Origin of the sequence: Paenibacillus sp. FSL P2-0322, from assembly GCF_037975315.1 — a bacterium.
GTDB classification, from domain to species: domain Bacteria; phylum Bacillota; class Bacilli; order Paenibacillales; family Paenibacillaceae; genus Paenibacillus; species Paenibacillus polymyxa_B.
The window spans coordinates 2,140,291-2,165,277 of sequence record NZ_CP150243.1 but is presented as its reverse complement, the minus strand read 5'-3'; the positions used below and the strand labels follow the sequence as shown (position 1 = coordinate 2,165,277).

21 protein-coding genes are annotated in these 24,987 nt (G+C 45.2%); 9 read left to right on the top strand and 12 right to left on the bottom strand.

What is annotated here, in order from left to right:
• Nucleotides 1-91 precede the first annotated feature (91 nt).
• The 4 genes from MKY24_RS09640 (at nt 92) to MKY24_RS09625 (ending at nt 6,364) form a co-directional block, all read left to right on the top strand.
• Entirely contained in the window at nt 92-769 is a 678-nt protein-coding gene (locus tag MKY24_RS09640) for a tetratricopeptide repeat protein (protein ID WP_053325215.1), read from the top strand.
• 236 nt (nt 770-1,005) lie between these two features.
• Nucleotides 1,006-2,409: an efflux RND transporter periplasmic adaptor subunit gene (locus tag MKY24_RS09635; RefSeq protein WP_231517258.1), complete on the top strand. Its 1,404-nt coding sequence runs from the start codon at nt 1,006-1,008 to the stop codon at nt 2,407-2,409.
• Nucleotides 2,406-5,486 carry an efflux RND transporter permease subunit gene (locus tag MKY24_RS09630; RefSeq protein ID WP_053325214.1) on the top strand — a complete coding sequence of 1,027 codons (3,081 nt, stop codon included), beginning with the start codon at nt 2,406-2,408 and terminating at the stop codon, nt 5,484-5,486. The genes MKY24_RS09635 and MKY24_RS09630 overlap by 4 nt, the downstream gene beginning before the upstream one ends.
• The gene (locus tag MKY24_RS09625; protein WP_028542754.1) at nt 5,483-6,364 is read left to right on the top strand and encodes a TetR/AcrR family transcriptional regulator; all 882 of its coding nucleotides are present in this window, start codon (nt 5,483-5,485) and stop codon (nt 6,362-6,364) included. Before MKY24_RS09630 ends, MKY24_RS09625 begins: the two co-directional genes overlap by 4 nt.
• Before the next feature lie 104 nt (nt 6,365-6,468).
• On the opposite strand, the gene MKY24_RS09620 is transcribed toward MKY24_RS09625, so the two are convergent.
• From MKY24_RS09620 to MKY24_RS09575, 10 genes are all read right to left on the bottom strand, one after another.
• Nucleotides 6,469-7,107, bottom strand: a complete 639-nt coding sequence (locus MKY24_RS09620) for a GDSL-type esterase/lipase family protein (RefSeq protein ID WP_023988131.1) — start codon at nt 7,105-7,107, stop codon at nt 6,469-6,471.
• 71 nt (nt 7,108-7,178) lie between these two features.
• Entirely contained in the window at nt 7,179-7,601 is a 423-nt protein-coding gene (locus MKY24_RS09615) for a GNAT family N-acetyltransferase (RefSeq protein WP_023988130.1), read from the bottom strand.
• Nucleotides 7,602-7,643: 42 nt separating this feature from the next.
• Nucleotides 7,644-8,198 (bottom strand): nucleotidyltransferase family protein, encoded by a 555-nt coding sequence (locus MKY24_RS09610; protein ID WP_023988129.1) that lies wholly within the window; start codon nt 8,196-8,198, stop codon nt 7,644-7,646.
• 19 nt (nt 8,199-8,217) lie between these two features.
• A complete protein-coding gene (locus MKY24_RS09605; protein WP_028542757.1) occupies nt 8,218-9,471 on the bottom strand; it encodes an MFS transporter in 1,254 nt (417 codons plus the stop codon).
• Nucleotides 9,472-9,525: 54 nt separating this feature from the next.
• Complete coding sequence (locus tag MKY24_RS09600; protein WP_028542758.1) at nt 9,526-11,241, bottom strand: ATP-binding protein; 1,716 nt, start codon at nt 11,239-11,241, stop codon at nt 9,526-9,528.
• 49 nt (nt 11,242-11,290) lie between these two features.
• Nucleotides 11,291-12,355, bottom strand: a complete 1,065-nt coding sequence (locus MKY24_RS09595; protein WP_316243564.1) for a cobalamin-dependent protein — start codon at nt 12,353-12,355, stop codon at nt 11,291-11,293.
• Nucleotides 12,356-12,547: 192 nt separating this feature from the next.
• Nucleotides 12,548-13,009 carry a MarR family transcriptional regulator gene (locus MKY24_RS09590; protein ID WP_013309820.1) on the bottom strand — a complete coding sequence of 154 codons (462 nt, stop codon included), beginning with the start codon at nt 13,007-13,009 and terminating at the stop codon, nt 12,548-12,550.
• Between the two features lie 199 nt (nt 13,010-13,208).
• Nucleotides 13,209-13,658: a VanZ family protein gene (locus tag MKY24_RS09585; RefSeq protein WP_023988125.1), complete on the bottom strand. Its 450-nt coding sequence runs from the start codon at nt 13,656-13,658 to the stop codon at nt 13,209-13,211.
• On the bottom strand, nt 13,658-14,326 hold the full coding sequence (gene rpiA / locus MKY24_RS09580; RefSeq protein ID WP_025718577.1) for a ribose-5-phosphate isomerase RpiA: 669 nt from the start codon (nt 14,324-14,326) through the stop codon (nt 13,658-13,660). Before rpiA ends, MKY24_RS09585 begins: the two co-directional genes overlap by 1 nt.
• A gap of 60 nt (nt 14,327-14,386) precedes the next feature.
• Nucleotides 14,387-14,857 (bottom strand): GNAT family N-acetyltransferase, encoded by a 471-nt coding sequence (locus MKY24_RS09575; protein WP_028542760.1) that lies wholly within the window; start codon nt 14,855-14,857, stop codon nt 14,387-14,389.
• A gap of 467 nt (nt 14,858-15,324) precedes the next feature.
• Here MKY24_RS09575 and MKY24_RS09570 point away from each other — a divergent pair, with 467 nt between their 5' ends.
• The 3 genes from MKY24_RS09570 to MKY24_RS09560 all read left to right on the top strand — a co-directional run bounded on the left by MKY24_RS09570 (nt 15,325) and on the right by MKY24_RS09560 (nt 22,052).
• Nucleotides 15,325-17,094 carry a methyl-accepting chemotaxis protein gene (locus MKY24_RS09570; protein WP_023988122.1) on the top strand — a complete coding sequence of 590 codons (1,770 nt, stop codon included), beginning with the start codon at nt 15,325-15,327 and terminating at the stop codon, nt 17,092-17,094.
• 144 nt (nt 17,095-17,238) lie between these two features.
• On the top strand, nt 17,239-20,934 hold the full coding sequence (locus MKY24_RS09565; RefSeq protein WP_339201866.1) for an amino acid adenylation domain-containing protein: 3,696 nt from the start codon (nt 17,239-17,241) through the stop codon (nt 20,932-20,934).
• A gap of 119 nt (nt 20,935-21,053) precedes the next feature.
• A complete protein-coding gene (locus MKY24_RS09560) occupies nt 21,054-22,052 on the top strand; it encodes a polysaccharide deacetylase family protein (RefSeq protein WP_053325209.1) in 999 nt (332 codons plus the stop codon).
• A gap of 90 nt (nt 22,053-22,142) precedes the next feature.
• Here MKY24_RS09560 and MKY24_RS09555 read toward each other — a convergent pair whose 3' ends face one another.
• Together MKY24_RS09555 and MKY24_RS09550 are read right to left on the bottom strand one after the other, a co-directional pair.
• Nucleotides 22,143-22,763 (bottom strand): TraX family protein, encoded by a 621-nt coding sequence (locus MKY24_RS09555; RefSeq protein ID WP_339201865.1) that lies wholly within the window; start codon nt 22,761-22,763, stop codon nt 22,143-22,145.
• 22 nt (nt 22,764-22,785) lie between these two features.
• The gene (locus MKY24_RS09550) at nt 22,786-23,496 is read right to left on the bottom strand and encodes a CBS domain-containing protein (protein ID WP_028542764.1); all 711 of its coding nucleotides are present in this window, start codon (nt 23,494-23,496) and stop codon (nt 22,786-22,788) included.
• A 185-nt stretch (nt 23,497-23,681) separates the two neighbouring features.
• Between MKY24_RS09550 and fsa the strand changes: the two genes are divergently transcribed.
• Nucleotides 23,682-24,329, top strand: coding sequence for a fructose-6-phosphate aldolase (fsa, locus tag MKY24_RS09545; protein WP_013309811.1), 648 nt, complete (start codon nt 23,682-23,684; stop codon nt 24,327-24,329).
• A gap of 201 nt (nt 24,330-24,530) precedes the next feature.
• Nucleotides 24,531-24,986 carry a MarR family transcriptional regulator gene (locus MKY24_RS09540; protein ID WP_023988117.1) on the top strand — a complete coding sequence of 152 codons (456 nt, stop codon included), beginning with the start codon at nt 24,531-24,533 and terminating at the stop codon, nt 24,984-24,986.
• Nucleotide 24,987: the final 1 nt, after the last annotated feature.

Sequence of the window (24,987 nt, the reverse complement as noted above, 5' to 3'; positions counted from 1 at the left end):
CAAATCTCATCATGCTAATGACCCTTAAAGTGACCCTATGCTATAATGTGGAAAGTATGGATTGTTACATGCACAGGAGGATTGGAGCAGAATGATTGGGAAATTTTTAATTTTCTCTCTACTATGGAGTTTGCTCGGCAACCCGTTTTTGGCAATGCTCGTACTCCTAATCGTGATCTATATATTAGATCGCAGCTTTGTGGGTGTATTGCCCAGCATCAGCAAACCATGGAAAAGAAGACGCAATGCCGCTCGATTGCGCCAACAGATTACGCTAAACGCCAACGATGTGGCTGCCAAGTTCGATTTGGCACGTATCTGGATCGAAAGCAAGAAATATCCGCAGGCTTTGGAGCTGTTATTGGAAATTGAATCCCGTTATGAAGAATCAGCAGACTATTGGAACGCACGGGGAACGGCTGAAGTACACACAAACCATCTGGAGGTTGGAGAACAGCATTTATTGAAAGCACTGGATATTAACCCGCGGGTGCAATACGGTGAGCCTTATTTGCATTTAGCCGCTGCTTTCAAGGAACGTGACGTCAATAAGTCGCTTCATTATCTGCAGCAGTTTCAGGAGATTCAGTCTTCTTCCAGTGAGGGCTATTATCTGACAGGCTTGATGTACCGTATGCTGGGACGCAAGGATGAGGCCATTGTAGCCTTTAACCAGTCCATTGCCGTCTATCGCTCTCTGCCCAAATACCGTAAACGAAGTGAGCGCAAGTGGGCTGTACGTAGCTTATTCCGTAAATTAATCGGCTAAACAGCTATATTTATTTTCTTAACGACCTTTCTCTTCTTTTGAGAAAGGTCGTTTTTACGTTTGTCTACCATGTACTTCCACGGACCTGAATCGGCTCCCTTTCGCATCCTGAATTTGAGGCATTTTTTTGTAATCAGTTGTTGACATGCCACAAATCAGGTCATATAATCCGTTTATGAACTGATGAGTTTATACATAAACTTTAAAGTACAAAAAAGACAGAAAGGATGATCATCTTGTTAAAACCCAGTCTCTACATATCTGCTATATTCATTCTTCTGTTCACCTCAGCTTGCTCATCTACAGGATCGAGTGATCAAGAAGCAGCAGAACAACAAAATCAAAAGGTAGAAGCGATGGTTGTTAAAAAAGAACCGCTGTCTGCTTCTTTTGACCTTTCAAGCACGCTACAGCCCTATGAGGATACCTCCGTATCTTTTGAGTTATCCGGACTGATTCGCGACACAGTTGTCAATGTGGGAGACTCCGTATCCCAGGGGCAGATCTTGACGATGCTTGATTCATCCAGCTACCAGCTACAACTGGAGCAGGCTAGTACAGCTATCCTTGAAGCACAGGCAGGTATCAAAAATGCTACAGCTGCCATTTCAAGTGCAGATGCCTCCATTCAATCCGCCGACGCGCAAAAGGCAGCAGCTCAAGCTGGAGTTAACAAAGTGAACAAGGGTGCCCGTGAGCAGGAAAGGGCACAGGTCCGTACCAAAGTGCAAAGAGCACAGTCCGCTTTGACTAAAGCACAGGCTACCGCTGAACGCACCAAGCTTTTATATGATCAGGGAGCTGCAACCAAAAACGATTATGAAAATGCACAGCTTGCTTTAACCAACGCCTCCAGGGACCTGGAGGATGCACAAGATGCCCTCTCCTTAATACAGGAGGGAGCGACAATAGAAGATCGGCAATCGGCAGCATCCAGCTTGCACCAAGCCCAAGCCGGGAAAGAGTCTGCCATCGCCGCGAAGGAACAGGCAGTAGCCACTAAAGATAACGCTACTGCAGCATATCAGCAAGCGGTCATTGCCAAAAAGCAAGCCGAACTTTCCCTCTCCAAGACAGCTTTAAAAGCCCCCATTTCCGGCGTTATTCTGGAGAAAAAAGCAACGGTGGGACAATTGGCGAGCGCTGGACAGCCGGTATATCGTATCGGACAAATCGACAAGCTCAAGGTGCTGCTCCCTGTTCCCGATCATGAAATCACGAACTGGAAGCAAGGTCAGACCGTCCAGCTTCAACTGTACGATGAGAACAGAGAAGGAACGGTCAGCAAAATTTATCCGGCCACCAACACCAATACGGGCAGTATCAACGTGGAAGTGATTGTTCCTAACACCCAGCATGATTGGGCCCCGGGACAAGTCGTAAAGGCAGGCCGCCAATTGACCCAAAGTGAGCAAATTTTGCTCCCAGCCAAGGCTGTCATTAATAACGGTACAGATACTTTTGTCTATAAAGTGGTGAACAACAAAGCGGTCAAGACGGTCGTGAATGTCGGTCAGATGTCCAACAATAAGCTCGAAATTACCAAGGGGCTGAATGTCGGGGATCGTATCGTTACCACCGGAGTAAACCTGATCTACGATGGGCTGCTCGTTCAGATCATGGGGGGAACGAGCAAATGATTGCATATTTTATCAAAAAGAAAAAACTGACCCTCTTTATTTTTATCATGTCGATTGTTGCCGGGCTGTATAGTGTCTCTCAGCTTCCCCGGCAGGAAACGCCGGATATTATCAAGAAAACCGCTGTGGTCACGACCCTCTACCCTGGAGCTACACCCCAAAAGGTAGAACAAACGGTCACAAAGCCTCTGGAACAAAAAATGAAAGAAATCAATCATATTAAAAAGATTTCTTCTACATCCGAAAATGGACTTTCGACGATTATCATTGAGACAGAAGGCAACGCCAATGCCACAGAAGCCTGGGATACATTACGCAAAAAAATGAACGATGCCCAATTTTTTCTGCCCACAGATGCTCAAAAGCCTGTCGTTAACGATGATTTGAATAAAGTATTTATCCATTCCTACGCCATCACGGGGGACTCTGTGGAGCAATTGTATCAACTAAATGATATGGTGATATCATGGAAGGATCAATTAAAAACCATTCCCGGTGTATCGGAAGTAACAATCAAGGGATTACCGGATCAAGAGGTTCAGATTCAAATTGATGCTCAAAAGCTCCAGCAGTACCATATCAGTTGGGAACAGCTCATGAGTGCAGTGCAGAAGGAAAATGATCAATATCCGATAGGCAATCTGGATTACAATGAACGTACCTATCGCTTGAATGTAAAGCAGTCCAAGGATGCTCAGGATTTGAGTAAAGTCATTATTTCCAGAACAGACAGCGGCGCTCCTGTGTATCTCAGTGATGTGGGCACCGTATTGCTTACACATAACACCAGCAGCTATATGGCCTTTTTTAACGGTAAACCAGCTATTACACTGACGATTAACGGTAATACCGGCTCTGACGTAGACACGATTTATAGCAAAGTAAATAAAGAAATGCAGTTGTTAAAACCAAATCTGCCTAATACGTTTCAACTGAATACGTTATTTTCACAGACCGAGCGGATTGATCATATTTTTCATGGCTTGACCCGTGAATTGCTGTTTGCCATTGCGGCGGTTGTGATCGTATGTACATTGGGCTTGAATCTGATTACATCCTCTTTTGTGGCACTGGCTATTCCTATTTCAATCGCCATAGGTCTCATTATTCTCCCTATGCTCGGAATAACATTGAATCAGGTTACGGTCATTGGCTTAATTATTGTAATGGGGATTCTAGTCGATGATGCTGTGGTGGTTAATGATAATATTGAACGCAGAATGATGACCTTGGGCGAGAGTCCCAAGATAGCAGCATTAAATGGAACGAAAGAAGTTTCCATTTCCATTTTGACCGCAACCCTGGCAACTGTAGCCTCCTTTGCCCCGCTGTTCTTTTTATCAGGCGATGCAGGCTCCCTTATCAAACCATTACCGTTTGCTGTTATCTTTACGTTATTGGCTTCCATGTTCATGTCCTTTACCGTCATCCCAATCTTTAGAGAATGGTATGGACAACGAAATCAAAAAACGCCCAACTCCACCATGAAGCCGTCGGGACTGCTGGGAAAACAAATTGATGCTCTTCGTAACGTATATACCAGCAAGCTGATTCCGAGAGTCATTAAGCAACCTGGATTATATGCTGCATTAGGATTATTGATCAGTACCACGCTGTACGGCATACTTGCTCTGATTCCGATCGACCTGTTCCCCAGAACCAACGATCCGGAATTAAGCATTAATGTGCGTATGCCTACAGGTACTTCTATAGAAGAAACCAAGCGGGTCACCGTGGATATTGCCAAATGGGTGAAGCAGCAACCTCATGTGGAAACGATCAGTTATGCGGCTGGCGGCGATGCTCCCCGGTTGTTTCAAGATATGACCGCTGACGCCAAAACAGGCACAACCGTGGGTCAAATTGCTATTATTGGGGAAGAAGGTGCATTTGATCCCGATGAAATGGCAGACAAATGGCCCTCCATCTTAAAGGATCGTTATCCGGGTCAATCCATTTCCTTGAAAATAGCCAAAGTGGGGGTGCCTCTCGGTAAGCCGATCTCCATTCGGATTTTAGGCAATGATGTAGATCAGTTGCGTTCGTTGTCACAGCAGTTAAAAGAAGGCATTATGGCTACCAGAGGAACACAGGACATACAAGACAATATGGAAAATGAAGGCTATACGTTGGATTTCCAAATCAACAAACAAGCGATGGATCAATATCAGGTAAGCAATAATGATCTGACACGTACACTCTTGTTAATGGGTAATGGCGTGAGCTTTAGCCGATTTGATACGGGGAAAGATTTGATAAATATTAAGCTGAAGCTAAGCCAAACCGATCAAAATCCTGAAATTTTGTTTCAGCAATTGAATGTGACCAATGCCAATGGTGTTCAAATCCCTTTATCTCAATTGGCTGAGTTGAAGCCATCCTTTGCAACACAAAAAATTAACCATTATAATTTAAAGCGTTCGATTACTGTTGAAGCTGAAGTTCACGGGCGTACAGCTTCCGAAGTCATGAAGGACGTCAAGCTTAAATTGCAGGACATTAAATTTCCTCCAGGCTACACTTGGGAAATTGGCGGCGAGATTTCAGGACAAGATGACATTTTATCAGAAATAGGATGGTTATATGTTGTCGTCATACTATTAATCTTCATGCTGATCTTTTTGCAATTTTATTCTTTCTCGACTCCACTCATCATATTGACTACCGTGTATATGGCAGCAGCAGGCGGATTTCTTGGCTTGTTCATTCTAAATACGCCGGTTAGTTTTATGGGCGTGTTGGGCTTAATGACCTTGGCAGGTATTGTCGTACGTAACGGCATTGTGCTGATTGAGTTTATTGAGGATGCAAGACGTGAAGGGATCGAACTGAAGGAGGCGGTTATTGCAGCGACCAAAGCGCGTTTCCGTCCCATATTGCTTACTTCACTGACAGCCATTGTCGGTCTGATTCCGATTGCGCTTATTGGAGAGCTTATGTTTAGACCGCTGGCGTATACCATTATGTTTGGATTGATGTACTCGACCATTCTTACGATGTTTGTGGTTCCGTCCCTGTATATGGTTATTGCCCGCTGGAAATTAAAAAGTCAGAGCAAAAAATTGGGGGTACAATGAAAAAAATAACGAGTGAAGATATTATCTATGCCGCCCTTTCCCTGTTTTCTGAAAAAGGGTACGATGCCACCTCGGTGGATGAAATTGCCCGCAAAAGCGGGATGGTCAAGGCTTCCTTTTATAAATACTTTCAAAGTAAAGAAGAGTTGCTGCTGGGGACAATCGTCCTGATTGAAAAACTTCTTGATGCAGATATTAAAGAACTTTATTTGAAGCACCAGCTACCTTCCCGTGAAAAGTTGAGACAACTGTATTTGATTGCGCTGGGCCGGATTTATAAGAATAAAGTTCATTTGCTGGTATACTCCGTCCCTTTAATCGGTTCTAAGGAAGAAAAAATCGCACAAGCCATTGATCGTGTTGAACATTATTTGTCTAACGTGATGGTTGATTTCTTAATTGATGCTTATGGACAATCTATACGTGACTATGCGCACGATATCAATTTTGTCATCAAAAGTATCATTATTAATTCCTTCCGAATGAGCGATTCAGAACTGTCCTCAACGGAGCATCAAACACTGGCTGAATTTATTGTCAGCATTACGGATATACTGGCACAAGGAATGTTGAGCCCTGATGTTCAACATCAAATCATGTGGGGCCGCGATTCCGTATTCTATGAAGATTCTGATCAAATCTGGACCAAAGGAAAACAAATCTCCTATGCACTGCAACGTATAGATACGGTTCTGAAACAAACTAAATTAAATGAAGCTACCCGGAATGAATATGTGCAAATCCTAAGCAGATTACAGCGTGAGATCTCGGAAGAAAACGTGGAAATAGCTCACGTGAAAGCCCTTCTTCTATTTTTGGGGCAGCTGCCCGAGTTGCTGGAAGACTGTACCAAGCTGAAGGCTGTATTGGAGATTTAGCACGCCGAAATGCATAAAAAGAGGTTCATGATGGTCAGTTTCTACTGCCATCATGAACCTCTTTCTTTAATATACTTTGTCCGATCCAAAGCATCCTCTCACGCTCACCGTAACGGTGCATAACCAAGCCGATTCAGCTCTTCTGCAATCACGCGATAACCACGACTGTTCGGATGCACCCGGTCTAACGAAAGTAGTGCCCGTTCATAGCCCTCAAATGCGGGATAAATGTTCGCCACCCGGTAATTGGGTCCGCCCAATGTGTAGAGAAACGAGTTGTACTGGCGCACATACACTCCCGCCTCCCTTACCCCTGGAAAAGGATTATATAATCCCACCATTCGGATGATAAATGGCTCACGCTGACCGGACTTTATCTGATACAGGGCATGTACAATTTGGCGCACATGTTCTTTTGTGTGATTCAGTGCTTGCGGAATGGAGGAACCCGACAAGCCGGAATCTCCAGCAAGGGCGCTGATGTATGGGCGCAGATCATTCCCGCCGATCGTTACCGTTATAAGTTCAGCCCGGCTGAGCGCCGATCGAAAAAGCGGATTGTTGCGGACCATTGACAGCAACTCCTGCGATGTCAGCCCGTTAATTCCCAGATTCTCGTAACTGACTGGCGTACGGAGATGTCTTTCTGCCATTCGCCGATAGATAGGTACAAATCCGCCGCTCAGCAACGTCCCCGCACCTGTTGTTAAAGAATCTCCAATCGCTGTATAGTGGTACGCCAATGAAACCCACCTCCCTCTTTCTACATAACATATCTTATGTAGAAAGAGGAACGCGGGACCCGGAGATTCGCTTATTCTTCGTCTATTTCATATACACAATGGAATTGCCCACCATCCGGCAAATCCTCTGATCCATATACGGCAAAGCCCACATTGCGGAAGAAATCTGCCCCCTCCGCATCCGTGTCCACAGTAAGCCGTTTCGGATTACGCTCCTGGATAAGCGTAAGCAGCATGCCTCTGGCATATCCTCTATGACGGTTTTCAGGCAACACGGCCAGATGGCGAATTACGGTTGTTCCATCCTCCTGTTCCTCAAAGCCAACAATACCTACAATAAGTCCTTCATCTTCTACACCGAACAGCTTCCAGTCATCCGAGGCTTGATAGGTACGTAAAGCTGCTTCTCCGCGTTCAGGATGATCCAGCACAGCGTAGGTTAACAGCTCCAGAACCTCCTCACGATCTGAATCTGTTTTTATATTTTTAAACATTGTATGTCGTCTCTCCTTAATATCCTGAAATTAGGATTACCTCTAATTCTCCATAATAAGCAACGGCCAGTTATCAAGCCACTGCTTCTCAAATACACGCTGACGAAAAGCCGTTGTGTGACGAAACAAAGGACTTTGCCGTACCCGCATATCCAGCAGATCTTCCAATCCATGCGGACAAATGACCTCTATTTGATCCTTGTCATTCAATCTAACCGCCACAGCCGTTGCCGTCTCTGGCCAGCGGCTCATCGCATCCTCTATCGAGGAATAAGGAGCCTCTCCGTTGCGAATATGCATCCGAGCCTGATTTTTGACAGACCAGTTACGTCCAGCCTGCTTACGGTTCAAGGACAATTCTAGATACTCATCTCGTTCCTCTAGCGTATTTTTCGGGTCAAAGTAAATAACATCAATATCGTTTAAAGGTGTAGCAGTTGTATAGCCATGGAGCTTGTCCCAAACCCGGTTACGTACATAGCCTGCGGCAATACATCCTTGCGGCAACTTCAGCTCTCGCACATATCGCAAGTCTTGCAGTACCTGCGGATCATTCATATATTGTATGATTCGTAGCACATTTTCTTCCGACTTCATCCTGCACTCAACTCCCTTTTTATGATGACAGTTGCTGCACCGATTCTCCTCCTTGAGCCGCGATCCGTGCTGTACGCTGCGCCAGACGGCGGCGTGCGACCAGAAGAAACGGAATGCCAATCACAACCGACAGGGCAACCGGAACAAAAACGGCAAGCGGCGCCGTTTGACCATAGATATCCAGCAACCAGCCACCAAATAAAGGAGCCAGCACGCTTCCCAAATTATTAAAGCCGATTGTACCGAAGTAGGTCCCTTTATATTGAGCATCTGCAATTTGGTCAATCAGTACGTCCAACATCGTGAACAATAACACTTCACCAACCGTAAACAGCACCATATCCAGTATAAACATCCAGCCTGAGTTTAGCATACCGCACAGCAACAGGCTGACCGCAATACATATATTCCCTGCAATCAAGGAATTCACCGGGGAAAATCGACTTGCCAATCGCACCAGCGGATATTGAAATGCCAATACACAAACCGCGTTGACCGTCAGCATGTATGTAAACCATCGGGTTCCTTCTGCGAAGGATAAGGACAAGAATTGAGGCATTGTGGAATTGGAATGAGCATAGCCCATCACACAAAATACCGTTCCCAGCAAAATCGGCATAAACACCGGATCACGGCTGGCTGTACGGAATGCCTCGCCCATCCGCAGTGGAGCCTCTCCCGCCGTTGTACCTATATGCAGATCCGATGCATACCGGGCAAATTGGATCAACAACAGTACCCCGTACAATGCGTACACACCAGCAGCTACCATAAACGGCGTCCCCGTGGATGCAGATCCTAACATTAAACCAAGCAACGGCCCTGCCACCACCCCAACATTAATGGCTGCATATCTCATATTGTAGATAAGCAGTCTTTTCTCCTTCGGGGTTACATCTGATAACAGTGCCCGTGAGGTTGGCTCGAACAAGGATCTGCACAGTCCATTCAGAGCATTAATGACAAAAAAGGCCCAGGCCGCTTCCGCCAACGCAAAAGCAACGAATACAAGCGCCCAGCTCGCAATGGACACCAGCATCACCTTTCGCCGTCCGATTCGATCTGAAATATATCCACCGTAAAAGCTGGCAAAAATGCCGACCAACGAGCTGACCGATACGATCACCCCCGTATGAAAGGGGGACACCCCTAGACGGGTGGTAAGGTAAATAGACAAAAACGGGATACTCATGGATGTCGCCATCCGTCCAAAAATTGTACCGACAATAATCGTCCAGGCCAGCGGGTGAATGGAACGTAACTGTTCTTTCATATATGTCTCTTACGTCCTCCTTCCGTATGCAAGTCTAACAAGGGGGAAACCTGTCTAGCACTGGTGAATATAGCGTTCCAGCTCTAAACACGTTGCTTGATAGACAGATTGGAGCGCAGACAACTTCGCTTTCGCATTCTCAAGTCGGTTCTCCCGTGCAAGCTGTTCAATATCGGACAGCAACGAGGACAAACGCCCGACACCCAGACTCACGCTGCCTGATTTCAACTCATGAGCAGCCTCTACTACTTTTGTGGCTTCGCCCGCAGCAGCCAGTTCTCTTAACCTATTGATTTTAGCAGGTGTATCACTAGTATACATTTCGACCAATGACTCCAGTAGTCCCGTGCTGCCATCCTCGTCCAGCATCATAATTTCACGTATAACTTCCTCATCCAAAATCGGCTCGGTTTCCGGCTTTGGAAGCCATTTGACAAGCTTTTCAGAGAGCCTTTCAATCGTTACTGGCTTCATCAAGTAATCGTTCACTCCAACCTCCTGGCCCCGTGCCTGATCCTCCTCGGACACATTTCCGGTCAAAGAAATGATTGGCACAGGTGGTTGCTGGTTTTCTGCTTCCCGCTGGCGGATCGCTTTCGCCGCATCATGACCATTCAGCAGAGGCATATGATGATCCATTAGAATACAAGCGTAGGATCGTTCGGAGGCCGCTCTTACAGCAGCTTGTCCATCCTCAGCAAAATCAATATGCTGGAATCCCAAGTGGTTAAGCTGTAATTGCACCACCTGACGATTTACCCGATTATCCTCAGCCACCAAAATAGTTTGAGAATGACTGTGCTCACGCAGCAACTCGCTAAACACCTTCAAATCACCAGTTTCATGCTTCTCCATTTCGTCTGCCTGCTCCGATCCTTTCATGAAGGGAATTTCAAACCAGAACGTAGAGCCTTGGCCTTCTTCACTGACGACCCCAATTTCTCCCTGCATGAGTTCCACAAATGAACTGCATATCCATAGCCCCAGACCCGTTCCTCCATATTGGGAGGCGCTTCCTTCACCGGCCTGTACATAGGGCTGAAACAGCTTATTCTGATCCTCCGGTGAAATCCCAATACCCGAATCCTGCACCTCAAACCGAACACGTTGGGAATCTTTTGTTTCCTCCACTAATTTTGTTCGAACGATGAGCAATCCCTCACTCGTAAATTTATTCGCATTGTTCAACAGATTGAGCAAAATCTGCATGATCCTTGCCGAATCTCCCTCCAGATGCTCTGCCACACTGGTATCGGTCTCTATACTCAACCGGTTACCCATCTGATAGATTTGCGGCTCCAACAACTGGGCAACGTGACTCATAATCGCCTGAACTCTGACATTTCCGATCTCCAGTTCCATCTGTCCTGCTTCCACTTTGGATATATCAAGCAGATTATTAATCATGTTCAACAACAGAGAGGCTGACTCACGTATCACACCGATGGCCTGCCGTTGATCTGGGGAAAGTTTGGATGAACCTAACATTTCGATCATTCCAAGTATTCCATTCATTGGCGTTCTGAATTCATGACTAACCACAGCCAGAAAAGTGCTCTTTAGGTCATTAGCCCGTACGGCTTCTTCCTTCGTCCGTGTTAATTCCGCATTACTTTTGGCAAGCTGACGCTGCAGATTGACCAGTTCGTTGTTCATTGATGAAAATTCATTCAGCAGCTTTTCTTCCTCAGCCTTGCTTTTCACAATCTCATCCGTTAATTGTTCGACCGTTTTCCGCAGGACAGCCATTTCTGCTGTCGGTTCCTTCATATTAAAAGGCCCCCTTTACAAAATGACTAACAGGTTCACAAAACTAACCTTATTTCCTGAGCGAAAGTAAGTCACCTGCAACCTCCAGTGCTTCCTCCGCACCTGGTGCGTATCCGTCCGCCCCTACTTCCTGCCACAAGTGGGAATCGAGATTAAAAGGCAAGCCTCCGACCATAATTTTCACATGGCTAGTAGTTGGGTCTTGCCGAATGAGAGCAATCAACTCTTTCACTAGATGGACATGGTAAGCCATGGTAGCTGAGATAGCCACCACATCCGCCTTGTAACTCACAATGGCCTGAAGCAGACTCCGGTTAGGTACATTGGCACCTAAATAATACGTATCCCAACCATCCATTTCAAATATATCAGCCAGCATACGCAGACCAAATTCATGCTGCTCGCTGCCTACACACGCCGCCACGAGGCAGCGTTCCTTACTTCCACTTCCCATCCATCTGGGGTACAGGCTGGAAATAATAAATTGAGTCGCGGCAGTGCAAAAATGCTCTTGACCGACGGTGATTTTGCCTTCATGCCATAGACGGCCTATTTCATATTGCGAAATTTGAAAAATATATTTATACGTATGTTGAATAGAGATACCCTCATCCAGCAAACGGACGATCCAATCCAAAGCCTGTCTGCGATTACCTGAAAGTAAATATTCCAAATATTGAGCCACGTTAGCAGCATAAGGATTATCATCTGTAATAAAAGAGGCATACTCCTCTTTCTTTCCAATTTGCTGTATCCCCAAATCCAGATGCTCCAGCACCATGGTTTTATCCGTATGATCGAAGTGCTCTACCAACGTCTCCTGGATTAATCTGAAATTGATGCTCAAATCTTCTTGGGTTATGCCGAAACCCTCCAGAAGCTTTTTTAACCAGGAAACATACTGTGTAAATAAAATAGGGCTGTTCATGATTACACTTTCAGCTAAATAGTTCAAACTATATATAGAATCCTGTTTTGTCTTTATTTTACCGTTATCCCCAAAACGCTGCAAAAGATCGGGCTGTAATTCGTATTGCTTATGGGTAACTAATTCAGCCAAAGCTCCTGCTTGCATCAATAGCGATTCACCTGCGGTATATTGCTGTATACTCATGTACAGCTCCTTCCCCGACAAGGTATTGTATTCGAAACAGATACTGGGGATTTGTTCCAGACGTGACTATTAGACAATTATACCTGATTTGCGTCTCTACATTAACCCTACTCCCCAAAATACGACAAAAAAATAAAATACCGAGAAGTCGGTATTTTATCTAAAAGCAGATTTAACCTGCACATGCACAATTTATGATCCGTTACTCTTCTGCCCCTCAGCCGTTAGTCCAAGCTTTTTTAACAGATGAATAGCCTGCTCTTTCTCTTCCACAGATAAGCCATCTACGGTCTCCATAATGACACGATGATGCTGCGGGAATATTTGCTCAAAGAAATGACGTCCATCATCAGTCAATTCTGCATAAATCACACGCCGATCATCTTGTGATGCACGACGGGTAAGCAAGTTTTTTTTCTGAAGTTTATCTACCACGTACGTAATATTCCCACTAGAGATTAGTACCTTTTCTCCAATCTTCTGCAAAGGCTGTGGTCCCCGATAATACAGCAGATCAAGCACTCCAAATTCTGTTGTATTTAATCCATGACTATGAATGTCCCGATTCGTACGGGACGTGACCGAATTATAAGCACGAGCCAGAACAACGAACAAATTAAGTGCTAAGTCCTGATCATCTGGTTTTACAGACATATTAACAGCCTCCGTTACTCATATCTTTATTCCAAGATATCTTAATTGTGCACTTTTGTCAAGTTTAAGCGTTCCTTTCCCTGCTCTTACGTCCTATAAATGGAGGAATTACTGTCTATTATGAGAAGGTTACAGTTCATTATGTAAAAAAAGCCCGCTCTCAGCCAGTCTTAAAGCACTGATCCAGAGAGCGGGACGATTATGTTGTTATCCCTAACTTCTTACGTACAAATACGTAGGCAACACGGCCGCATAATACTCCCAGAACATTCAGTATGATGTCATCTACATCCATTGTACCTGCGCCCAGCAGCATTTGGGACACCTCAAGAATGACCAGTGCGATCACTATCGTTAACAACAGACTGCCTATACTTCGCATGGACACCCAAATGATAGGCACAAGGATACCGAAGGGAATAAATACGCCAATATTACCGAGCAAATTAACACCCCATACCCGAAAAGGAAACGACTCCATTGCCCGCCAGTATTGCCTAATCGTATCAAACGGAACAATATTATACGAATACGGGGGTCCTGGTCGTAATGTACGACCAAAACCGAGAAACATCCAATATAATAGAAGCCCTGTATATAAAATCAATAACATCAATGCCACATGATGAAGCAGGCGGGTCCTAGACATTACTTGTTACGGACGTCGATCTGTCCATTGGCCCGTGCGATAATAACCTGGTCCGCCATATTAATGAACAGTCCGTTATCGACTACACCCGGAATTTGATTCAAGCGGATTTCCAATTCCTGCGGATTCTCGATCGTACCATAGCGACAATCGGCAATATAATTACCATTATCCGTAAGGAAGCGCTCGCCGTCTTTCATACGCCATTCTGCTTTACAGCCCGTCCCCCGCAAAGCCTCCAACGTCCACTCACTGGCAAAGGGTACGACCTCAACGGGTAAAGGAAATGCACCCAGCACCTTCACATCCTTGGACTCATCGACAATAATGATTAATCGGTCGCTATTGCTTTCCACAATTTTCTCTCTCAGCAGGGCTCCGCCTCCACCTTTCACCAGTACCAGTTGCTCGTTCACCTCATCTGCACCGTCGATGGTAACGTCAAGCCTTCCAATCTGATCAAACGGAATGATGGGAATTCCCAGCTCCCTGGCCTGATCCTCCGAGGCTTGGGATGTAGCTACAGCCTGTATATGTAATCCTTGTGCTACACGCTCACCGATTTTTTGAATAGCCCAAAAGGCTGTCGAGCCTGTACCAAGTCCTACTTTCATGCCGTCCTGAATCGCCTCAACTGCTTTTTCGGCCGCTTTTTGCTTCAAATTCATTATCATCTCTCCCGCTATATAGGCTAGTATTGATCATCATCCATTTTATAAGAGAACGCTTTATAATAACAGAGACAGCTTTTTACCATAACAAAGGCTGTTTTCATCGTGTTCATACTCCCCAAACCGTTCAATAGGTTCGTATCCCCGCTTGGTATAGAGAGCAATCGCTTCAGGTTGAGCCGCTCCGGTCTCCAGTTTAATTCTTACAACTCCTCGTTTGCTGGCTTCCTCTTCCAAAAAAGATAATAGACTCACCGCAATTCCTTGTCTGCGATAAGAGGAATCGACATAAAACCTTTTGAGCTCCATTTCTTCCGCATCTATAGGCCTAAGCCCTCCACAAGCCACCGGTTTTTCGTCCACATACACAACAGCGAAAACCATTTTTTTAACTTTCGGATTGGAAAAATCGACCAAGTAAATTTCGTCGGCAGGATACCTTTCCAGCAAGTCCTCATCCAGCCTTTGGATCAACTTATGCAGATCCTCATGATTACTCTCAACCTTTAAAATCGTAAGCTTGGACATTCTTCTTATCCCTCTTCTCTTTACATGGATATAAGGACTCATTTCGCAAACAATTCACAAAAACCGCGCTAAATCAAGCATTTTTAACGTCAAATATGAAAAATGTCCCAAATTGATAAGTGCATTTGACTCTATTATAAAGTATGATGGTTTCTGTTGAATAGTTGCTTATGGACTGTAATGAAGTCGAATTTCAAGTAGAAGTATAAATTGGAATATACTGAAACACAGACAGCGTTTACCTATTAAAAATTAATTTTTTATTGTGTAAGGTATTCATTTCAAGGGCTTTTCGTACGACATATATATAGGGATATCATACTTGTCTATAAAAGGACTTAAGACCTATTACTTAAAATTCAAGGGTCTATGATCTCGATTAATATGTTTGTAAGGGGGACTTGATTATCTCATTCGATAAGCGGTTCAACACCATATACAAAAATACAACCAGGGAGTGGAACATTTTGAAAAAGTGGAGTAGCTTATCATTCTTCACCAAAAACTTATTATTATCCTTCTTCAACATCGTATTGATTGGGCTAGTCCTTATTGTGTCCAGTTATTTGATCCAACGTACGATTTTGATAGACCAATTGCATGGGCAAGTGGAAAAAATCACATTGAAGTGGGCCCAGGGCATTAATTCCGATGAAGTAACCCAAGCGGTTCAAGAGAAAAATTATGATGGACCCGTTCAAACCAAACTCCGCGCGTATCTAGATAACATCATGGCGACGAATCCGAATATCTCTCATGCTTATATTTTCGGGACGGAGCTCGAAAATGGCAATCTAACATCTATTGTGGCGATGCCAACGGATCTCAGAGAAGCATTTGAAAAAGATAAGCTGCTCGTTGGCTCCATGTACGAGCAACCCAATGTCGTAGCAGTAGGCGTAACCGGTATGCTGGACAGTGGCAAACCAACATTCACCAGCTTCTACGATGATTCTTTTGGTACATGGACGACTTTGATGACTCCGATTAAAGATCCAAGTGGCAAAATCTTTGCATATTTTGCAGTTGATGCAGATGCCGGTGCCGTACCTGCAGGATTGACCAAGCTGCTCATTAGCGGCGCTACCATTTTAGTGATTTTCCTACTGATCTGCCTGGCGCTTCAATATTGGGTTGTGAAGCGCACGCTGTCCCCGATTAAGCAACTGATGTATGGTATCAGTGAAGTAAGCAGAGGAAATCTGGATGTTCAAATTCATGCAGGTCATGATGATTTGGGGCTCGTGAATCAGAACTTCAACAATATGGTAAGTCATATTAACAGCATTATGACCAAAGTGAAGCAGACAACGGATGAAGTCAATGAATCTGCCAAGGAATTACTCGCAATCTGCGAGCAAAACGGAATCAATTCCAACATCATCAATCAAAACATCAGTGAAATCACGGAGAATATCCGTTCGCAGGAAAAAGCAACAGGTGATAGTGCACGTGCCATGGCTGAAATGGCTTCGGTAATTCAAAATATTGCCACTAGTTCTTCCAATGTTGCGGAGGAAGCCAATTCGGTAGAGAAACGTTCTAATGAAGGCAACGAGATTGTAGGTAAGGTATCATCCCAAATGCACTTGATTACCGATACAGTAACCAATACTTCTCGTATCATCAAGTTGCTGGACAGTCGTTCGCAGGAAATTGGCAATATCATCAGTACCATTTCAGGCATCTCCAGTCAAACCAACCTGCTCGCTCTGAACGCTTCTATTGAAGCTGCGCGCGTTGGCGAAGAAGGTAAAGGCTTTGCCGTTGTTGCCAGTGAAGTACGTAAGCTGGCAGAACAATCTGCGGATGCAACCAAACAAATTACATCCCTGATTGAAGAAATTCAAAGTGAAATCGGACAAGCTGTGAAGTCAATGGAGCAAGGAAACGTTGAAGTTCAAAACGGAATCGTCGTTGCCGGACAAGCAGGCGTGCTGTTCAATGATATTCTTCAAGCAACTAAAAATGTAGCATGGCAAATCCAAGAAGTATCCAGTGCTACTGAGCAAATATCTGCGGGTACACAGGAAATGACAGCGACAGCAGACGATCTTTCTTCCACCGTAACCAAAACAGCCAATAACAGTGTTCACATTGTGCGAACGGTGGAGGAACAAAAAGCTTCTTTAGATTCGATCATTGATTCATCCCATAAATTGACATCCATGTCTGAAGAGCTTCAAGAAATTACATCTTATTTCAAAATTGCAGACACCAACCGTACCAAATCATAATAACCATTTATCGACTCCAAAATTTATTTCATAAGTAAATCATTCGGTAATGCCTCCCTCCTGTTCATGCATTTGAAGGGATCGGAGGCATTTACTGAATTTACCATTTATATTAAGACATCATACATTCAGGAGGTTAGCGTAATGGCTTCATTACTACAAAACAGCACACAGACAACCCCATCCCCATTCCTAGTTCCCTTGGATTGTGCACGTATACAACGCAAGCATACATCCTCTACTTATCAAGTAGAGTTAGAAGCGTCCATCTCGGAACAATTAAATCAGCAAAAAACTGCGGAAGACAAACAAGCGTTGCTCTTATCAGCATATACTGCATGGGTATATCGCCTATCCGCAGAAGAAGAAGTTTCTTTTTCTACTTTTGTGCTGCAAACCGGTCTGCTTACAGCTTCGCTGACTGTCGAAAAGGAAACGACTTTTCACGAACTAGCAGGCTTATTTCAGGAGATGCTCCGTGAGCCTAATGCATACCTTGCGGAACCACAAGCCGATACTTCATTTTCGGCAAATCTGCCTACGGACAGCGGTGTAGAATCCCGTATTATGGACTGGGCTGTTAGTGAACACAATGGCGCTTATCAAATACAGATACGTTATGATCAATCACTCTTGCTGGAAACAACGGTTGTCCGATACGCAGAATACTTTGAAACCCTTTTGCGTGGCGCGCTAACCAACAGCCATGCACTTGTGAATTCCATTGATATATTATCGGATGCGGATCGAGCTGCTCACGAAGCTTTAAATAATACAGTTGTGAAATATCCTGAGCACCAAACTATTCATGGAATGTTTGAGGAGGCGGCTTCACAATACCCTGATCGTCCGGCTATTGCTTCACACACTGGAGAGTACACGTACCGTGAGTTGAACGAACGTGCTAACCAAGTCGCACGTGTCTTGTTATCCAAAGGTCTTACCAAAGGTGAATTCGTGACTATCTTCATGGAACGGAGCTTAGAGACCGTCATTTCACTGCTTGGTATCCTGAAAGCCGGAGGCGTATATGTACCTGTTGATCCCGCCCACCCCGCTGACCGGAGTAGCTACATTGTCGAAGACACGCGTTCTCCTTTTGTCTTAACAACTTCCGCACTCATGGAACAAGCGACTGAACTGTGCGGTTCGATTGAGACGGTAAAAGAAATTTTAGCGATTAACGGGCCACTGGCAGGCTATGCTGCAAGCAATCCGAACGTTAATGTAAGTCCGGATGATCTAGCTTATGTCATCTATACATCCGGCTCTACAGGCAAACCGAAAGGTGCCCTGATCGCTCACCGTGGTGTCGTTAACCTAGGAGCTGTCGTGCAACGCGATTGCGACATTACACCTCAGGATGTATTGACCCAATTTGCGACCTACAGCTTCGATGCATCCGTTTGGGATACAATTGGAGCCTTGTTTTACGGTGCAAAATTGTACTTGCTGTCTTCCGAAGAACGTGTATCTGTTGAAGAATTCGCTGAAGCCATTGCACGTACAGGCACGACGATTATTACTATTTTGCCGACCGTATTCTTTAATCAGCTATCTACGTACTTGTCAGACGAAGGCTATCGCAAACTCGCTAAGGTACGGATTGTTACTGTGGCAGGCGAAGCGCTGTACGGCTCACAAGTTCGAGCGTTCCAAAGCAAATTCGGTACAGATACCGACATCGTAAACGTATACGGACCGACAGAATGCACCGTAGCGACGACGACCCATCGGGTCCGTGGTGCCGTGCCTGAGCATGTCGTCAATATTCCGATCGGCAAGCCGATTTACAATTACAAAGTGTATATCGTTAACGATGATAACAAGCTTTGCCCTGTCAATATTCCGGGTGAAGTATGCATTGCTACTCCTGCATTGGCCCATGGCTATCTCCATCAGCCAGAACGTACAGCCCAATCATTCGTGGACAATCCTTTTGTTCCGGGTGAAAAAATGTACCGCTCGGGTGATATCGCCAAGCTGCTGCCAGATGGTACGATTGAATACGTAAGCCGCAAGGATTCACAACTCAAAATTCGGGGGAATCGGATTGAAATTGGAGAAATTGAAGACCATTTTTCCAAACATCCAGGTGTTCAGGACGTCGCTGTAGTAGCCGTCAAAGATCACACAGATCAGAACATGTTAGTTGGCTATTTTACCACTTCGGATGGACAATCCATTCCACAAGACGTTATTCAGTCTTATATTGGGGGCAAGCTGCCTTCTTATTTTGTACCAAGCCATGTCGTTCATCTGGAAGCCATGCCAATTTCACCAACTGGCAAGATCGATCGCAAAAAGTTGGCCCTGCGACCACTTCCGGAAGCGTCTGATCTTTCATTTGGCGGGGAACCTCTCCGAGAAGGAACCGAAACACTTATTGCCGAAGCATGGACTCAAGTGCTTGGTAAAAATAACATTGGCGCTACCGATGATTTCTTCCTGATTGGGGGCGATTCGCTTCGTGTCATTCATGTGCTGGCTATTCTAAAGCCGCGCTATGGCGCGCTGCGCATCGGAGATTTTTTCCGCTACAAAACCGTTCGCGAGCTTGCTGAATATGTGGAACAATTAGGTACGGAACAAACGCCGCAACGCAAGCCACTTGCGATTTCTCAAGAAAAAATGGACTTGAATGAGCATCCTATTGAGTTGTCTGGTGCTTCTGACTTAGCTGAAGTCCGCGACTTGCGCGTGATCTTGTTGACCGGTGCTACAGGCTATCTGGGCTCGCACATTCTGTATGACCTGCTTCAACGGACAGAAGCCAAAGTATACGCGATGGTACGCCCTTCTCAGGACGGTCCATCCGGTATCGAGCGTATTCAGTCCGTATTGATGGGATATTTTGGACAAGATATCTCCAGCTTGATCGAAGGACGGGTAAAAGCTGTCTATGGGGATCTGGAGCAAGCTGATCTTGGTCTCTCTTCCGTCGACCGCCATATGCTGGAGCACCAAATCGACGGCATCATTCACAGCGCCGCTGACGTTCGCCATTTTGGTGATTCGGCAGCTTTCGATCGCACGAATGTGACCGGTACACTGGAACTGCTGAAAATCGCCCAAGCCAAGCCGGGAGTATCGTTCCATCATGTCTCCACTATGGGGATACCGGAGGATCTTGCAAACGAAGGAAAATGGGAGTCGGCATTGGAGCTTTCTGCCTTCCCAGACGAATTGAACGTGGACAACCTGTACACGAACAGTAAACTCGCAGCAGAGAAGCTATTGTTCCAAGCAGCTCAAGCGGGTACGCCTGTCTCGATCTATCGCGCGGGTAATTTGACAGCCCATTCGGCCAACGGACGCTTCCAGCGAAATATCGACAGCAATGCTTATTATCGCATGATGAAGGCGATGCTGCTGCTGGGCAAAGCGCCACAAGCCGATTGGCATACGGACTTCACACCGATTGATTACGCCAGCCGTGCTATCGTAGAGCTGTCCGTTCATCAAAAAAGCGCAAACCGCATTTTCCATATCTGCAATCCGAACCCACTGCCATATGATGAACTGATCGCTATGGTAAACCAACTCGGTTACGCAGTAGAAACCCTGCCTTTTGACGATTACAGCGCTTGGCTGCTGAATCCGTCTTCCGGCATTCAGGAGGATGCACTTCACCTTGCTATGGGACAACTGGAAGGTGACGGAGCCAAGGATTCAGCTTACCGTTACGGATGCTCTGTAACCGCAGCTCTGCTGGAACAAGCTGGCGTTCAATGCCCGGCAACCGACCTTAACTTTATTCGGAACATGATCCAGCATGCCGTCGAGATCGGTTACTTCCCGACCTCTTCATCGGTATCTGTAAAAGCAACACAGAGGTAACAAAGTTGTGATATTTCCCCCGCATGTTTTCGGTATGATAGACTAGATTTTGCTAGTTTCATATTTAGTATAAACCTCTATACTTTCAGAATTTTTTTGCATGCGGGGGATGTCATTCAATGAAACACACTTTTTTTAAAAGAACGTTGCTAATCATAAGTTTGTTGGCTATTTTAGGGATTTTGGTGTATGAAGCACGTAGCATATACCACACACCTACAGTTAAAGGGACTCATCGTACACGTACAGCTCATGCAGATCGACTGGTACGCCATTTATTCTCACTGACGCCTACACCAGATAAAGTATATTACCAAAACAAAGTCATTGTCCTGATGTATCATGAGGTGACCAAGACTCCACCTGATCCCGGCGCTCTCAAGCTTAGTAATTTAACGAGGCAGTTGGACGAAATGAAAGCTAACGGCTTCCACTGGATCACGATGAAAGAGTATACCGACTTTATTTTACATAAAGCCAAGGTTCCTGATAATGCGGTACTCATGACATTCGACGACGGCTATGAGTCCTTTTACACGGACACTTTTCCCGTGTTGAAAAAGTACCAGGTACCGGCAACCAATTTTCTCATCACGTCCACGATCAGCAATCCCAAGCACATTGGTATTCCAAAGCTCACATGGGATCAAATTCATCAGATGCATGCCGAAGGCATTGATTTTTACAATCACACCAATGACCAGCATGCTTACGGATACTCCAACACAGCCCGCACCAAACAAAAGCCGCTTCTGATGGGCCCGGTGTATTCGAAAAAGCTGGGGCGAATGGAAACAGAGAATGAGTTCAAACAGCGGGTTTATACCGACTTGGACATGGCTGACAAGAAGCTGTTCAAGCATCTACACAATGATCAGAATGTACTTGCCTTCCCTTATGGTGGGTATACCAAGGAGACGTTGGAAATTTGCCGTTCCTTGGGAATTGACGTTACATTCACGGTAAAACGGGGGATTAACTCGCCTGGGCAAATGAACGGCTATCGCGTCAATGCAGGTGGAATACACAATATTCCAGAAGTATTGGTGCAATACATGAAGGAAGGTGCTCCTCTTCGCCCACTTCCTTTTGCCCAAGGTCCCAACAAGGTATCCTAAACATTGGCTAGCTTAATAAAGGATAAAAAAGAACCTTTAAAACCATTTATGTCGTGGTTTTAAAGGTTCTTTTGCTGTATGAGATGTAGATTAGGGCCAGATGCGAATTGTCGCGATAACAGCCAGATGTACCGGGTAAAAGCTGCGCCACAACCAACGCGGTACCCGACTATAAAATCCGCTCTCTCCCGTTGCAAAACATACGATCAGAATGCTGGACAGCAGACTAAAGTGTTGGAGATTTGCGTGGTGCACCATATCATACACAACGTTCAAAGCAAAATGGGCTGCAATCATCATATATGAGCGAGTGTATCGATAAATGAGAACCAGCAGTAGACCATAGGCCCCGTAATCCATCTGGCTGAACTCCATGACCAGAGCTGTAAGGACGTACAGACCCGTTACAGCCGCCCAATGCTTCAAGCGGGATGCAGCAGCCAGCGCGAGCAACGAGGCCAGTAGCGTCCAGATTACATTCGGTCTGTATACATCAAACGCCAGCATATAGGGCACCTGAGAAATCAGAGCCAGCCCGAGTAGACGGAGCATATAGCTCCGCATATCTCGGGTACGGGTATACCCCATATACAGCGCGTAGGCATAGATTGGAAAAGCAAGTCTGCCGGCAATTCTCCAAGCCGGATCCGTCGGAAAAAACACAAGTCCGACATGGTCAATCAGCATCGTCAGCATGGCCAACCAATACATACAAGGCCCCCTTATTCATCTTTTACGTTTTTTCTTCTGTCAAGCTCAGAATGGCGTTCATGATGTCCGTTTTCGTAACCCGCCCTACCAACCCTTGAATTGGAGTTGAGGAGCTACATTGCTCGTCCAAAACTGGAAGACAATTGACCTGATGCCGAATCAGTCTCGATATCGCTTCCAGTAAAGAGTCTTCTGGAGCAAGCGTCGTCATTTGGGCCCGGCGCGTCATTGCCATGGTCACCGGTACGGTGTGAAGATCGGTATGCCCCAGCATGACCTTCAGCAAATCCTTGCGCGTAACAATTCCAATGAGCTCCTGCTCCTCCCCTGTGACCATCAGCGTGCCTGTATTTTGCTGAAACAGCATCAGCACCGCATCATAGGCGGTCGTTTCACCGGAAATCAAAATCGGATCACTAAGTATATCCGCCACAGTCAGCTTTTTGAGCATGTTGCCGATATGACTATCATATTTGGGGTAACGTCCTGGCAAGTAGCCTACCTTCGGCTTGGCATCCACCAGCCCGAGCATAACGAGCAGAGCAAGATCAGAACGGAGAGTCGGACGCGTCAGTCCCAGTGTTTCAGCAATTTTATCCCCTGTTACAGGTGCCAGACGCTGGACAATATCAACAATTTCCCGCTGTCTTTCAGACAGTTGAATAATGATTACCTCCTTATGAAGTGGGGTAGTATATATTATAAATGAGCATAGATCGGTAAATTTCAGCATCTTCCGACAATTCATCAAATTTTAATCATAGACAGCTTGTTTTCAAATTTAAAATGTGTCACAATTAAGGATGTAATACATACTAATTATAAGTTTAACGTGTGCAATATGCTACATTTAAATGAGCTAGTGTACATCGCATGTGATATGTATTATGAATTATATAAACCTGAGGAGGAAATCAAATGAAATTTTTCTTGGATACTGGTAACATTGAAGAAATCAAACGTATTGAACGTTTGGGTCTGGTTGATGGTGTAACAACGAACCCTTCACTGATCGCTAAAGAAGGTCGAGTGTTCAAGGAAGTCATTCAGGAGATTTGCAGTATCGTTGAAGGTCCCGTAAGTGCTGAGGTTATTGGCCTGAAGGCTGAAGATATGCTCAAAGAAGCTTATGATATCGCCAAGTGGGCACCGAACGTGGTTATCAAGCTTCCTATGACCGAAGACGGCTTGTACGCTTGTAACGAGCTGACCAAGAACGGAATCAAAACGAATGTAACACTGATTTTCTCCGCGGCTCAAGGTTTGATGGCAGCCAAAGCTGGCGCTACTTTTATCAGCCCATTCGTAGGACGTCTGGATGATATCGCTGTTGATGGTATGAAGCTGATTCGTGAACTAAGACAAATTTTGGACATTCATGGTCTGAAATCCGAAATCATCGCGGCATCCATCCGCAACATTAAGCATGTAGAAGATGCTGCTCTGTCTGGTGCACATATTGCCACCATTCCAGGTTCCTTGCTCCCTTCTCTGTGGAAACACCCGCTGACAGACAGTGGTATCGAACGCTTCCTGAAGGACTGGGAAACTGTACCTAAAGCTTAATTCGCCAGTCATGGCAAACGATATTATATCAACCTAAACAGCCCGTATTTTATGGGCTGTTTTTTTGTTTTGTTTTGTGATGGCAGAATTAAAAACGCCGAACAACTTTTTTTGACAAAATAACTTGTTGTTCATATAATTGTTATAACAACTAATTGATTTCAAAGTAATTTATGTACGGGAAACAGAAAGGAGTACCTTATGAATAACTTGCCTCCCGATTGTTCCATTGGGATGTTGCTCGGGATTACTCACCGCAAAATGAGTCAGCAGCTCTTGCAGCGTCTCAAGCCTTATGATATTTCCCCAGAGCAATGGTCGGTTCTGTACCAAATCTATCAGGCTGAGGGTTTAAATCAGAAAGAAATTGCAGCTAAGGCCGTGAAGGACCAGCCGACCACGACTCGAATTATTGATTTATTAGACAAGAAGGGCTGGGTACGGCGTGTGAATAGCCCTCAGGATCGTCGAGCCTATTTACTTCATTTGACTGAAGCAGGCCGACAGCTTGTAAAAGAGATTCTTCCTATTGAATATGATGCCAATCACGATTTTGTAAGAAGAATTTCCTCAGCCGATCTGGAGCAATTCCGCCAGACTCTTTTACAAATTCACGCCAACATGACCGAATCAGAAAAACAAGGAGATAACGATTAAT